The 14,010-nt window shown below is 33.4% G+C and carries 17 protein-coding genes and 2 pseudogenes; all 19 read left to right on the top strand.

All coding sequences use genetic code 11. From position 1 onward, the window contains the following. The coding region (locus BJ095_RS19180; protein ID WP_215534994.1) for a hypothetical protein at window positions 1-204 on the top strand (204 nt) is incomplete at its 5' end. 188 nt (window positions 205-392) lie between these two features. After that, window positions 393-545: pseudogene (locus tag BJ095_RS19125) on the top strand (methyl-accepting chemotaxis protein); the annotation flags it as partial. Between the two features lie 220 nt (window positions 546-765). Next, window positions 766-2,829, top strand: coding sequence for a flagellar assembly protein A (locus tag BJ095_RS16030; RefSeq protein ID WP_107937028.1), 2,064 nt, complete (start codon window positions 766-768; stop codon window positions 2,827-2,829). Continuing rightward, entirely contained in the window at window positions 2,822-2,953 is a 132-nt protein-coding gene (locus BJ095_RS19430; RefSeq protein ID WP_268968905.1) for a hypothetical protein, read from the top strand. Before BJ095_RS16030 ends, BJ095_RS19430 begins: the two co-directional genes overlap by 8 nt. Before the next feature lie 26 nt (window positions 2,954-2,979). Next, window positions 2,980-3,138 (top strand): STAS domain-containing protein, encoded by a 159-nt coding sequence (locus BJ095_RS19310; protein WP_235867694.1) that lies wholly within the window; start codon window positions 2,980-2,982, stop codon window positions 3,136-3,138. Between the two features lie 198 nt (window positions 3,139-3,336). Continuing rightward, window positions 3,337-3,657 carry an STAS domain-containing protein gene (locus BJ095_RS16020; protein WP_107937026.1) on the top strand — a complete coding sequence of 107 codons (321 nt, stop codon included), beginning with the start codon at window positions 3,337-3,339 and terminating at the stop codon, window positions 3,655-3,657. Window positions 3,658-4,027: 370 nt separating this feature from the next. After that, window positions 4,028-4,165 (top strand): annotated as a pseudogene (locus BJ095_RS19525) (sulfurtransferase TusA family protein); the annotation flags it as partial. 72 nt (window positions 4,166-4,237) lie between these two features. Further along, window positions 4,238-4,717, top strand: a complete 480-nt coding sequence (locus BJ095_RS16015) for a DsrE/DsrF/DrsH-like family protein (protein WP_146223226.1) — start codon at window positions 4,238-4,240, stop codon at window positions 4,715-4,717. A gap of 676 nt (window positions 4,718-5,393) precedes the next feature. Continuing rightward, window positions 5,394-6,014 (top strand): cupin domain-containing protein, encoded by a 621-nt coding sequence (locus BJ095_RS16010; RefSeq protein WP_107937022.1) that lies wholly within the window; start codon window positions 5,394-5,396, stop codon window positions 6,012-6,014. Between the two features lie 537 nt (window positions 6,015-6,551). After that, complete coding sequence (locus tag BJ095_RS16005) at window positions 6,552-6,815, top strand: metal-sensitive transcriptional regulator (RefSeq protein WP_107937020.1); 264 nt, start codon at window positions 6,552-6,554, stop codon at window positions 6,813-6,815. Between the two features lie 657 nt (window positions 6,816-7,472). Further along, a complete protein-coding gene (locus BJ095_RS16000; RefSeq protein ID WP_235867693.1) occupies window positions 7,473-7,733 on the top strand; it encodes a metal-sensitive transcriptional regulator in 261 nt (86 codons plus the stop codon). A gap of 60 nt (window positions 7,734-7,793) precedes the next feature. Continuing rightward, window positions 7,794-8,141 carry a rhodanese-like domain-containing protein gene (locus BJ095_RS15995; RefSeq protein WP_107937016.1) on the top strand — a complete coding sequence of 116 codons (348 nt, stop codon included), beginning with the start codon at window positions 7,794-7,796 and terminating at the stop codon, window positions 8,139-8,141. A 25-nt stretch (window positions 8,142-8,166) separates the two neighbouring features. Next, a complete protein-coding gene (locus BJ095_RS15990) occupies window positions 8,167-8,463 on the top strand; it encodes a rhodanese-like domain-containing protein (RefSeq protein ID WP_107937014.1) in 297 nt (98 codons plus the stop codon). Between the two features lie 48 nt (window positions 8,464-8,511). Then, window positions 8,512-9,075, top strand: coding sequence for a sulfurtransferase TusA family protein (locus BJ095_RS15985; protein WP_107937012.1), 564 nt, complete (start codon window positions 8,512-8,514; stop codon window positions 9,073-9,075). A 28-nt stretch (window positions 9,076-9,103) separates the two neighbouring features. Then, the gene (locus BJ095_RS15980) at window positions 9,104-9,499 is read left to right on the top strand and encodes a DsrE/DsrF/DrsH-like family protein (RefSeq protein WP_107937010.1); all 396 of its coding nucleotides are present in this window, start codon (window positions 9,104-9,106) and stop codon (window positions 9,497-9,499) included. 116 nt (window positions 9,500-9,615) lie between these two features. Further along, complete coding sequence (locus BJ095_RS15975) at window positions 9,616-10,743, top strand: MBL fold metallo-hydrolase (protein WP_107937008.1); 1,128 nt, start codon at window positions 9,616-9,618, stop codon at window positions 10,741-10,743. A gap of 97 nt (window positions 10,744-10,840) precedes the next feature. Then, window positions 10,841-11,068 (top strand): sulfurtransferase TusA family protein, encoded by a 228-nt coding sequence (locus BJ095_RS15970; protein ID WP_107937006.1) that lies wholly within the window; start codon window positions 10,841-10,843, stop codon window positions 11,066-11,068. A gap of 95 nt (window positions 11,069-11,163) precedes the next feature. Continuing rightward, on the top strand, window positions 11,164-11,940 hold the full coding sequence (locus BJ095_RS15965; RefSeq protein ID WP_107937004.1) for a sulfite exporter TauE/SafE family protein: 777 nt from the start codon (window positions 11,164-11,166) through the stop codon (window positions 11,938-11,940). Between the two features lie 821 nt (window positions 11,941-12,761). Beyond that, window positions 12,762-13,994: a sensor histidine kinase gene (locus tag BJ095_RS15960; protein ID WP_235867692.1), complete on the top strand. Its 1,233-nt coding sequence runs from the start codon at window positions 12,762-12,764 to the stop codon at window positions 13,992-13,994. Window positions 13,995-14,010 lie beyond the last annotated feature (16 nt).

Here is a 14,010-nt window from a genome sequence, read left to right as displayed (position 1 = left end):
CGCATTATCAAGACAAAAATGAATACTCAGATGAAGGCTGGCAAGCTTGTGTATTTTTCTTTGCATTCTTCTGCACTTTTATCTTGCAAAACACAGGTGTTAAGCCTTTCTAAACAAATTGTTAATGAATTAGGCGGTAGTTTAACGGTAACCAGCATAAAGGATGTAGGAAGTACATTTAAAATTAAACTCAAAATTAACTAAGTTTTAATCATTTTTTTTTTATTCCCCAACATATACAATGCCTCTCATTTTAAGGGTAAATCTTGAATGCATCTTACGCATTTTAGATTTGTCCTTTTTTCTTATTCTTTTATGACATGCCGTGGAGACAAGCTATTCTATCTATAATCATTTATAAACTTAACATCGCTATTATGACAATAACATTCGCTGAACAATCCGCTGCTGGAACACAAAATGTTTCTGCAGCTGCAGAAGAACAATTAACCTCGATGGAGGAAATTCAGCCTCTTCTTTATCTCTATCTCAAATGGCAGAAGAATTACAAATCACAAATTGGAAGATTTAAAATATATAATTAGCCCCAAAAATTTATAGGTAAATTAATTAGCAATTTAGGGTTAGTATCTGAATAATAGGAACTGCTTCCTATTATTTAGATACATTACCTAGAAAAACTTAGGAAACATAGATAAGAAAATAGGAACGTATGGTGATGTTTATATGAAAATTGGTAAAGAGAGTACAGATATATTTAGCTACAATAGTCCACTAATCTAAAAGAGGGGAGGAATAGAATATATGGGGCAATCGATTACTTCTAAAGGGAAAAATACAAAAGAAGCATTAGACTTAGCGTTATCCCTGTTAGGTAAACAATTAACTGAAGTAGAAGTAGAAATCATTGAAAACGGGGAAAAAGGTTTTTTAGGTATTAAAACTAAGCCGGCTGTAGTAAAAGTTAAGGTGAAAGAATCAAATCTTCCAAATGAAGATGAGCCTAAATCAATCGAAGATTTTATTTCAACAATTGAAATTGATAATTATCAACAATCTACCCCTTTTAAAAATTCGCAAGAGCGTCTTAAACATGAAGATTTAAGTGGTAAAGCCTGGGTGAGGGATGGGAAAATTTTTTGTCAAGATGCTAAAGATAAGTATCCATTAATTAAACCATCAGAAGGAGTTCGAATTTATAAAAATGGAAAGTTAATTACCTCAACTGAAGTAATATGTGAAGCGGATGGAATTGAAGTTGAGCTTGTAAATGAAGATGTGTTACCTATATGGGAAGTTAAAATAAGTGCTGACAAATTGCAGGCATTTTTAGAAATAAAATCAGGTGTCTCAATTAGTCGTACATTAAAAGGTCAAGAACCTGAGCCACTAATTCACATTAAAACGATTGAAGTTCGTAAACCTCTCTATATTGAACCAAATGATGTGATTCGTAAATTAGAAGAACTAGGGATTGTTTATGGAATAGACTATTTGGCAATTAATTCCTCCTGTTCTTCTAGTGAGGATGGGACTTTCCTTATAGCAGAAGGTACTTCTCCAACAAAAGGAAAAGATGGTTACTTTCAACTTTATAATAATTTCGAAGTAAAAAAACAGTTGAAAGAAAGAAAAGATGGTTCAATAGATTTTAGAGATTTTAGAGAGTTTCCATCAGTTAATTTTGGCCAAATAATTGGTGAGGTCATTCCACCCGAAGAAGGGAAAGCTGGAATGAGTGTACTGGGTGAATTTATTGAACCTATGAAAGTAAATCCTCTTAAAATTAAGGCAGGAACAGGTGTCCTTCTTGTAGATGATTTAAAGGTGGTTTCAACAGAGTCCGGGTATCCAGAAGTCAAGATTAGTGGCCAATTAGCAACCGTTACTGTTATTCCAAAATTAGTACTCTATCAAGATGTAACTATTGAAACAGGTAATGTGAATTACTTAGGTGCAGTAGATATAAAGGCATCGGTTCAAGATGGTATGAAAGTAGAAGCAAAAGGAAATATCCTAATAGATGGAAATATTTATAGAGCGAAAGTATTGTCTGGTAAATCTGTTATTGCTAACAAGAATGTAATTGCAAGTCAATTAACAGCGGGTGATGGAAGTCTTATCAAACTAGAACTCTCAAATATATTAATGCGACTATCTGATGCACTATATAACATGAATGCAGCAATTACCCAATTAACTCAAGTATCAGCATTCAAAGTAAATTCACTTAAAGTGACCGGTCTTGCACCTCTAGTAAAGATTCTTTGTGATAGTAAATTTAAAGATATACCACTCCTTGTAAATGAGTATGTGAAAAAAGTTAGAGAACATGCAGAGCTAGATATCGAATGGAGAGAATTTGCAGAAAAGCTATATAGAGAGTTTACAAATCTTCATATTTCAACATTGAAAAGTGAAGAAGATATTGAAAATATCGCAAATCAAGCAAAAGATCTCTATTTATCCGTTGAAAGTGAAAACAAAGAGGATCTTCCTTTTATTAAGGCAGATTTTGTACAAAATAGTGAAATCTATTCAAACCGCGATATATTGATAACGGGTCAAGGAGTATATAGTTCAAATCTTTTTGCTAAAAGGAATATTATCGTAAAAGGATTTGTACGGGGTGGAGAAATCTACGGAAAAGATAGTGTAACGATAGGTGAAGTTGGTTACAAAACAGGATCCTATCTAAAAATTGCTGTTTCGAAAAAAGGATGTATTAAAATAAAAAATGCATCAGAAAATACTACAATTCAAGTTGGAGGACAATCTCATATTTTATTTAATAAAGCTAAAAATATCTATGCTAAATTAGATGAGCAAGGTATCTTGGTGGTATCAAAGGAGGAATTGAATGTTTAATTTTACTTTACAAAATGAGCCTGGTAGGTTGATTGTTAATTTAGAAGGAGATTTAGATATTGAAGCGACAGAAATAATTGAAGAAGAGCTAATAGTTAAAATACAGAATAGTTCTGGGAAGTAGAGCTAAACTTTCAAAATATAGACTTTGTGGATTCATCTGGAATTGGCTTACTTATTTCAATTATCACAAACTTAAAAGAAAATGATAGAAACCCTACTATTACGAATATAAGTGACGATGTAAAAACGGTATTTACATTATTGCAATTAGATGAAATCTTAGGTAAAGACGTTATTTCACTATAACAAAAATCTAAAGCATGGCTTTGCTATGCCTTTTTGAATTTATCTAAGAAGGATATTCATATTGAAATCGGTGATTAAGAGAAATATTCTTAAATCAATGAGTAATTAGTTATAATAAAAACTATTAAAAAGCCTTTTAAATGGTTTAATAATCACAAATGGGGAAATTAGTAAAATGGGTATTATGGAGGTGTGTAAATGAGGCTAAATATACAATTTCGTGAAATCGAAAATTTATTAATAGGTTATATTGAAGGTGAAATCGATATAAATACAGCGCCAATATTAAAAGATGAATTTGAATTGATTGTTTTGTCAGACGGCATGAAAATAGAACTAGATTTGTCGAAAGTAGCTTATATGGATAGTAGTGGTCTTGGAGTAATTGTTGCATTTTATAAGAAAGTAATTAGAGAGAAAGTTGATTTGAAGTTGTTACTATCTGAACGAATGATGAGAATATTTAAAATTACGGGTCTTTGTGAATTTATGGATATTGAAAAGAAAAGATCAAACTAATGTAAGGTTAGAATTATTAACGCAGATTAAAAACTGCCTCAACGTGATATTAAGTTGAGGTAGTTCTTTTTTCACCGCTAAAAACTTGTAAATAGCTTGTTAATTTATAAGTTTTAATTGAAAATCTTGATTAGACAATTAATTTCAAAGTTAGCTCGAAATAAAAAAATACGCGCACTTTACTTTCACTTATTATACCTGTGTGGGTATGTTATTGAGGTTAAAACCCTATTATTTTTTTAAAATTATATATACCTATATGGGTATTTGTTGTAGAATGTACAAGGAGGCTAAAGAATGAATAATGATAGATTATTAGATACAAAGTGACTTGCTTGCCCGATGCCAATCGTAAAAACAAAAATAAGCTATTTATGAATTACAATCAGGTAAAGTGTTAGAAGTTCATATAACAGATAAAGGGGCAAAAGCTAACTTGACAGCTTGGTCAAACTCTACTGGGAATGAGTTATTAAAATACGAAGAAGACAATAATGTTTTAAAATTTTGGATTAAAAAAAAGGTTAATAGATTAAAAAAACATACCCTTCTGGGTAATTTGAGAAGAAGGAGAGATTATATGTCTGAAAAGAAAAGAACAACAATCGTTTTATTTAGTGGAGACTATGACAAAGCAATGGCGGCTTATATTATTGCAAACGGAGCGGCGGCTTACGATCATGAAGTGACAATTTTCCATACCTTTTGGGGGTTAAATGCATTACGAAAAGAGGAGCCATTGACATTGAATAAAGGATTCCTTGAAAAAATGTTTGCAAAAATGATGCCACGTGGTGCAGATAAAATGGGCTTATCAAAAATGAACTTTGCTGGGATGGGGCCAAAGATGATTAAACAGGTAATGAAAAAGCACAATGCCATGACTTTGCCGCAATTAATTGAGATGGCTCAAGAACAGGAAGTAAAGCTTATTGCATGTACAATGACAATGGATCTTTTAGGTCTTCATCAAGAAGAACTATTAAATGGAGTTGAATATGCAGGTGTAGCCGCTTATCTAGCTGAAGCAGGAAACGGAAATGTGAATTTATTTATTTGAAAAAATTTTCCTAGACATCAATACGACTAATTAAATGCTTTTTTGGGGAAAGAGAATAGGCTTGGTCTTCATATATTTTTTAAACTTTTTAATACCCTGTGTGGTATAACGTGAAGAAATTTGATCATAAAATCAGATGAGCAATTAACTGCAAAAGCCAATTGTACGAACAAAAAACAATCAATACACCGGAATCAAAGAAAATTATAGATGTATAAGAAATAGATAAATGTAGGTTAGTAACAATAACTACTTAGTCAGCTATAGTAGTCCATATAGTGTTAGAATATAAGGACGAGGTAAAAGTGTTATAGTTCTTCATTAAAAAGTGTAAAAATGAGTTGCTATTCGACACATTTTTTTAACAAAACAACAGTTGGATTTTGAGTTTTGTTAAGTTAGAATTAATAAAAAAATCCACACAACTTAAATAAAGGGAGTAGAGGACTTCCAGATGAGTAGTGTATTAAAGGTATCTAAATTATAAGCTTGACCCAAAATTGTAGAACTTTTTAAAGAATTTTTGAGAAGAGAAATTAGAGTTATAATAATCTGTAGCTTATGAAATGTTAATTCAAGAAGGATTGATGTACTTCTTTTAGGGTATCTGAATCAAAGTACGTTACTTTCACAGCTTGCATAGAATATTTTGATAACTGTGAAGGGACTGAAGAAAATGTATTATCCTTATATGTATGTACATCAAAATCCTTACTATAGAAATATGCCGATGTATCATAATAGAATGATGTATCCGACTTATCCTAATATGGTTGAACCTACACATCATATTAACTCAAACTTTGCTTCCAATGGGAATGGGGGAAGAATGCTAAAAGATCAAGGGCCTAATCCATTTGTCATTAATATTAATGAAGCTACGAAACAAAATAATACGTATCGTACAGCTATATGGACTGGGCAACATTTACAGGTCACATTAATGAGTCTAAATCCTGGAGAAGATATCGGATTGGAAATGCATCCAGATGTGGATCAATTCTTACGGATTGAACAGGGGCAGGGAATTACTCAAATGGGTAGAGGTAGGGATAATTTGAGCTTTAAAAGAAATGTAGAAGATGATTCGGCAATCTTTATACCTGCTGGTACATGGCACAATTTAACAAATACAGGGAATATTCCATTAAGACTTTACTCTATTTATGCGCCACCTAACCATCCGTTTGGTACTGTTCATCCTACGAAAGCAGATGCAATGGCTGCCGAACGTGTAACTGTCCATTATAATGCAAATCCCGTTAAGTTTGGCAATATTCCTGGTGAATGGGTATAGGTTAACAAATATTTAGTGAATGAAGGATTAGAGAATATTATATAAGAATAGTTGAGGAACGCTTTGTGCAAGAATTTATACATTCTACGGATTGTGGCAGGTTATTCGCCAAAGAATGCATACGAAATCGTAGAGACAGGGGACGCATTGGTGAGTCTAAACTTTTCCATCTAAGTTAAAAGCATAAACATTCGAAAAAAATATTAGGGGTTTTGCCAAATGGGCAAAACCTTTTTTTATATTAGTTTATAAATAGAAGAATTTTAAGGATGAAGATAATAATTATAAAGTGTAATAAACATTTTTATCTATACTAATAGAGAGAGAAATATACATAATGGACTATTCTATGTCATTCGATATGTAGGACAAAAAATAATGCTCTCATTATGCAAGTTGTCACTTTTGTCACAAACTTCAAATCTCTCACAGAAAATAAACCTTTGGCTGATCTAATAGGCATCATTAGCGCTTGACAACATACCTTGCGGGGTATAATATGTTGTTATTAATAATCAATGTAAAGGGAGTTTGCAATTGAATTCATATGATGATAAAGTCAAAAATAGAGTGAAACGAATGGAAGGTCAACTTCGTGGAATATTGAAAATGATGGATGAAGGAAAAGATTGCAAAGCTGTCATCACTCAACTTTCAGCTGTTCGTTCAGGAGTAGATCGTGCAATAGGCTTAATCGTTAGCCAAAACTTACTTGAATGTATTCAAGAAGCAGACGGTGATGAACAAGTTTTAAATGAGTCAATTCAAGAAGCGGTGAATCTATTTGTAAAAAGTCGATAACTAGTTCGGCTTTTTATTTTCAGTAAATAAATACCCTATACCGTATATAAAGTGGAGAAAGAATAAAAATGTAGGGGAAAAATATGACAAAGAGAATTATCATTGTTAGCGGAGTGGCTGGTCGACGAACAGCTGCTGCTATTCTATGAAAGGATAAGTGAAAATGTAGCTATTATACTTGCGGAACCCGGGGGGGATTGAATGCCACAAGTTATTAGCAAAATGATTGATAATGCCACTTGTTATCATGAGGGTAAAAACCCAATTAACAGGGAAAAGAAAAGATGAATCTTATTGCATTTCCATTAGCTAACAGGGTCAATTTATTTCAAGGAAAGAGCAAGAATATATTTGTGAACGATTTTATCGAACGGAATCTACGAATATAACAATTGGTGAAGAATTAGGTTTAGCGATATCAAAAGAAATTTTAGAAAAGCATGATGGCACTATCCGTTAAATTTCAGGTGGATATATTTATACGTTCGTTGTAACAAGCATCCCCATTTCATCTAAATAAGTAAAGTATATTAATGCTATTTATATGGAGAATCTAAATTCGAAAAAATTTTTTTGTTTACTTGTTGACAATATACCTATATGGGTATATTGTGTGTATATCGGCAAGAGAAAAAGAACTTGAAGGAGGCGGCACAAGTGAATTCGTATGATGTTAAAATTGTAAATCGTATCAAACGAATTGAAGGTCAACTTCGAGGGATATTGAAAATGATGGACGAAGGAAAAGACTGCAAGGCCGTCGTCACTCAATTATCAGCTGTCCGTTCAGGTGTTGACCACACAATTGCTGTAATTGTAAGTCAAAACCTAAAAGAATGTATATTGGAAGCAAAAAGCAACGAGGCTGCCAATGATTCTGTACAAGAAGCAATGGAGTTATTAGTTAAAAGTCGTTAAAAAATTGACTTTTATTTTTCAATTAAAAAATACCTATGGTGGTATGTGAGGGGCGAGTAAATGGAAATTTGGTTGATTATTGCGATCGCACTTGTTTTTATCATTTGGCGTATGCTACCGGCTAAAGGAACAAAAACTATATCGACAGAAGCATTAAAAGGGACACTAAACGATAAAGATAAAGTATTTGTCGATGTACGAACACCTGGTGAATATAAAGCAAGAAATATTCGTCAGTTTAAAAATATCCCATTAGGATCAGATTTTTCAAAACTTCCAAAAGATAAAGAAATTGTGGTCATTTGTCAAAGTGGGATGCGTAGCGGACAAGCTTGCAAACAATTAAAAAAATTGGGATATGATAATGTCACAAATGTTCGTGGTGGCATGAGTGCCTGGAGAGGCTAAAAATTAATTTAGGAGGAAATTGAAAATGAAAGAAATGACAGCAAAAGAGGTTCAACAACGTATAGAAAATGGTGAAATGCTAAATCTAATAGATGTCCGTGAAGTGGATGAAGTGCAGGCTGGCCATATTCCTGGCATTACGAATATTCCACTTGGATTACTTGAATTCCGTTCACATGAACTTGATAAAAATAAACAGTATATTATGGTTTGTCGTTCTGGCGGACGCAGTGGTCAAGCGACACAGTATTTAGAAAGTCACGGCTTTGATGTAACAAATATGACGGGTGGCATGCTTTCTTGGGAAGGGAAAGTTGAATAATTTTTTTAAGAAAAATAATACCCTTATAGGTATGTGGAGGTTTTCGAAATGTCAATAAAAGCAGATGTAAACTTAGATTGTAAAGGACTTGCATGTCCAATGCCGATTGTTAAAACGAAAAAGGCAATGAATGATGTGAAGGATGGTCAAATCTTAGAAGTACAAGCGACAGACAAAGGTTCAGTTGCGGACCTAAAAGCGTGGTCAGAAGGTGTTGGCCACCAGTATCTTGGTACGAAAGAAGAGGATGGTGTATTACTCCATTACATCCGTAAAAGTGGAGATGACCATGAATCAGAAAAGAAATTTGAACAAACGATTACAAATGAAGAAGTAATCAATCGTACTGCGAACGGCGGTATTATTCTAGATGTTCGTGAAGAAGCTGAATATGCATTTGGTCATATCGAAGGTTCAAAATCAATTCCACTGGGCGAATTAGAAGACCGCTTAAATGAGTTAGATAAAGACCAAGAAATTTATGTGATTTGTCGTACAGGAACACGCAGTGATTTAGCGGCACAAAAATTAGCTGGAAAAGGTTTTACAAAAGTGGTAAACGTGCTACCAGGAATGAGTTCTTGGAACGGCGATTTATCAAAAAAACTTTAAATTTTAATTAAAATGGAGGAATATTATCATGTCTAACAAAGTAGCAATTATCGCAAGTAACGGTGGGTTGTTTGACGCTTATAAAGTATTTAACATCGCAACGGCAGCAGCTGCAACAGAAAAAGAGGTAGCCATTTTTTTCACATTTGAAGGACTTAATTTAATCCATAAACAAGCGATGCAACAACTACCGATGCCAGAAGGAAAAGAACATTTTGCGGAAGGATTTGCAAAAGCAAACGTACCGAGCATTCCGCAATTAGTTGAAATGGCGCAAGAAATGGGCGTAAAATTTATCGGTTGTCAAATGACAATGGATGTAATGAATTTAACAAAAGAAGACTTTATAGATGGTATTGAAGTAGGTGGAGCTGTAACATTCCTTGAATTTGCGAAAGATGCAGCACCAACTCTAACATTCTAATGGCAAAGTAGTTAATTCTGAAACACCAAATTTCAGATAATTAGGGAAAACTAGTGGAAGGGAAAGTCCTTCCACTTAAAAAAACGTAAATATAATACCTATGGGGGTAAGTAAATATGGCAGTTATGAAAATGACAGCAGCGCAAGTAGCTCGTAAAGTGATAGAAAATAAAGAGTTATTTATTTTAGATGTACGTAACAAAGATTCATTTGAAGATTGGAAAATTGAAGGACACAGCTTTGATTATTTAAATATCCCATATTTTGATTTATTAGATGGAGTAGACGAAATCTTACCGAAACTTCCAACAGACAAAGATGTATTAGTTGTTTGTGCAAAAGAAGGTTCCTCTCTTATGGTCGCTGAAATGGTATCAGAAGCCGGTCGTGATGTATTCTACCTTGAAGGTGGGATGAAATCTTGGAGTATGTATCTAGAACCAATTAAAGTTGGTGATTTAACAGGTGGTGGCGAATTGTATCAATTCGTTCGCCTTGGTAAAGGTTGTCTTTCTTATATGGTCATTTCGGAAGGGGAAGCAGCGATTATTGATGCTGTTCGTTTCACAGAAGTTTTCACAAACTTTGCAAAAGAGAAGAATGTAGATATTAAACACGTATTTGATACACACTTACATGCAGATCATATCTCAGGTGGTCGTCATATTGCAGAAGCAACTGGTGCTACTTACTACTTACCACCAAAAGATGCTGAAGAGGTCGTTTTCGATTACACACCTCTTGAAGATGGTTTAACAGTTAATATCGGTGCATCTCAAATTGAAGTAGGCGCTCTTTACTCACCGGGACACACAATTGGTTCGACATCATTCATTGTTGATAGCAAGTATTTATTAACAGGCGACATTTTATTCATCGATTCAATCGGTCGTCCAGACTTAGCAGGTCTTGCAGCGGACTGGGTAGGCGATCTTCGCGAAACCTTATATCATCGTTACCGTGAATTAGCAGAAGATTTAATCGTACTACCTGCTCACTTCATGATTATTGAAGAGTTAAATGAAGATGGGACTGTAGCAAGACGTTTAGGTGACTTATTTATAGAAAACCACGGTTTAAACATAGAAAGTGATGAGGAATTCCGTCACACAGTAACAGATAACTTACCACCTCAACCAAATGCCTATGAACAAATTCGTCAAGTCAACATGGGTAAAATTACGCCAGAGAATGACGAACAAACAGAAATGGAAATCGGTCCAAACCGTTGTGCAGTTCGTTAAAAAATTTAAAAATAATCGTAAAACAATACTTCGGCAAGGAACGAAGAGATTCTCTTTCTTGCAAAACTACAATTATGAATCAAAAGGAGAATGTTGAATGGATGTAAATCAAGTATTAGATGCAAAAGGATTAGCCTGTCCTATGCCGATTGTACGAACAAAAAAAGCAATGGACATATTGGAATCAGGTCAAGTTTTAGAAGTGCAAGCAACAGATAAAGGGGCGCTAGCCGACTTAACGGCTTGGTCTGCTGCAGCTGGCCATACTCTTTTAGAACATAAAGAGGAAGCGGATGTATTAACGTTCTATATTCAAAAAGGGTAAAAAATAGAAAGTGAGTTGTTCTGCGACTCACTTTTCTTATTAACTGAGAGACTAAAAAATTGCAAGGTTTAATTGAATAGAAAGAAGGAAACAACATGGATATAAGTTATGTGGTCCTCCTTTTCGTTATAGGGTTTATTAGCTCATTTCTTTCTGGGATGCTTGGCATTGGCGGTGCGATTGTTAAATACCCAATGTTATTAATGATTCCGCCAGTGTTTGGCTTCCAGACTTTAACAGCACATGAGGTTTCCGGTATAAGCGCACTTGATGTATTATTTGTATCGATTGCTGGTGTCATAGGATTTCGAAAGGGTAGTTATTTAAATAAATCGTTAATTACTGTTATGGGGATAACGGTGCTAATAGGGACATTTATCGGTAGTTTTGGATCAGAATATTTTACGGAAGCTCAAATAAACATTGTCTACGGAATATTAGCATTATTAGCAGCCGTTATGATGTTTATTCCAAAAAAGAAGATTGATGATATACCTTTAGAAGAAGTCACCTACAATAAACCTCTTGCCGGAATTCTCGCATTTATGGTCGGAATTGGTTCTGGTATTGTAGGTGCTGGTGGTGGATTCTTACTAATTCCAATTATGTTATTAGTATTACGGATTCCTACAAGAATGACGATAGCATCCAGCTTAGCGATTACGTTTATTTCATCCATTGCGGGTTCGATAGGTAAAATCTCAACAGGGCAAGTAGAATATGTAACTGCGGTTATTGTGATCATTGCCGGACTAATTGCCGCTCCGATTGGTGCTAAAATCAGTAAAAAAATGAATACTAAGATATTGCAAGGTATTTTAATGGTTTTAATTCTAGGAACTACGATTAAATTATGGATGGATATATTATAGAAAAAAGGCTTAAGGAATCTTAATTGCTTACAGAGAGAAAACAATAGGAGAATTGATTGTATAGATTTTCACTATATAGTTTTAACAACTTAAACGGTTGATTATGCAATTCTAGCTATTTTGTTGAACAATTAGTTGACTAAAACTCAGTGTATTTAATATTTAATTAATGAGTTAATGAAAAATAGACTAGCTACTTGTGAAGTTAGTCTATTTTTTATTAACTTTAAATTCCTAAAGTTCTAGATTTCCTAGAATCAATCTCCTGACCAACATTTGTATATTGTACACTTCATATGGATTAAGTTCTGAAACAAAATCGGTGGACATATGTCCAAAAATATAATTACGAATATAATTAGTATTTTGAATCAGTCCATAGATCTTTAATTACTTATCAAAAATAACTACATCGTCAAATTATATTGATTTTACCCCTAACCGGCTTTATAAGATTACCACGAATCACCCTTCTCAATGTATAAGATTCTAATATACCTATCTTGGTTAATTTTTCTAAAATAAGTTCAGAGAATGTCAACTTGTCCACTCCCTTAAAATAAATTTATTTTCAATCTATGTTTCATATTTTTTTCTTTTTAGTTATTATTAAAGATTATTTGCTTTAAAAATCTGCATAATTTTTTCATATTTTTAAATTATAATAAAGCTTTCTGAGAGAGTGGGTGTTTATATTGAATAAAATTTCAACAAAGTTGGCCCTTTACTTTTTTGCTGCCGTACTTATATTGGAGTTAATTCTAATGTTTTATCTTCACCGAAACATAATACATAGTAGAGTGGGTGAGGAATTTTCTAGATTGTTAGCAAATGGAGAAAATCATAGAGATGTATTAACTGAAAACTATTCTGAATCTACAATTAAACATATCGTATTGATGGAAAATAATAATAATAGAGAAGTAATGATTATTAATAGTGAAGGTGTTGTTATTAGCAGCTCTGATGAAAATAATCCAACATTAGAGAGCTATGTGCCATCAGTTATGAAGAAGAAGTCAAATTTAGATAGTATTTTAGTTTCAGACTATAAGAATTCACCCTATATCGTTAGTATACATCCTTATCAAAATGGTGAGCATTCTGGTTATGTACTAATGTATCAAAGTACAAATTCTATAAATCAAATGGTGAATGAGTTAACTATGCATTTTGGAATCGCAGGTGCAACGAGTGTTGTAATTATTCTAATTATTTACGCAGTCCTATCAAAAGTCCTTACAAGACCATTAATTAATATGAAAGAGGCTACAGAGAAATTAAGTAAGGGAGATTTCGAGGTAACACTTTCATATGCAAGTAAGGATGAACTTGGGGAATTGTCAGTTGCTATTCAGAAGCTTGCAAAGGATTTAGAACTCTTAAAAAAAGAAAGAAATGAATTTCTGGCATCGATTTCACATGAGTTAAGTACGCCTTTAACATATTTAATTGGTTATGCAAAAGTAGCTATGAGAAAAGAGCTAGATGAGAAAAAGCGAGATCATTATCTTTCTATTATTGCTGAAGAAGCTGACGGTATGAAGGATCTAGTTAAAGATTTACTTGATTTAGCAAAGATAGATGAAAATTCATTTACGGTTAATAAAGAAAACTTTTTGTCTCAGCCATTCCTAGATAATATATTTAAACTCGTAGGGCCTTCATTTTTGAATAAAGGCCTTAAATTAGATTTCGAAAGCAAAGAGAACTTTCAAATTTTCGCTGACCCTTTACGATTGCAACAAATCGTACTGAACCTTTTAGATAATGCATTGAAATATACCAACAATGGTAAAAAAGTACGGTTAGAGGCTTATAGTTTGAATGGTAGAGCAGTTATTTCAGTAAGTGATGAAGGTATTGGTATTCCCTCAGATGAAATTGAATTTATTTTCGATAGATTGTATCGGGTTGAAAAGTCTCGTTCTCGCATTTATGGTGGCTCAGGTATTGGACTATCGGTTGTTAAAGAGTTAGTTGAGGCACATGGAGGTACGATAGAAGTAGCAAGCAAACTAGGTGAAGGCAGCACATTTAAGTTAATGATTTAATTTGGAGGTTCTTACA

Origin of the sequence: Ureibacillus chungkukjangi, from assembly GCF_003217295.1 — a bacterium.
GTDB classification, from domain to species: Bacteria; Bacillota; Bacilli; order Bacillales_A; family Planococcaceae; genus Ureibacillus; species Ureibacillus chungkukjangi.
Note: the sequence above shows the minus strand (reverse complement) of the source record. Positions and strands in the feature narration are given on the sequence as shown.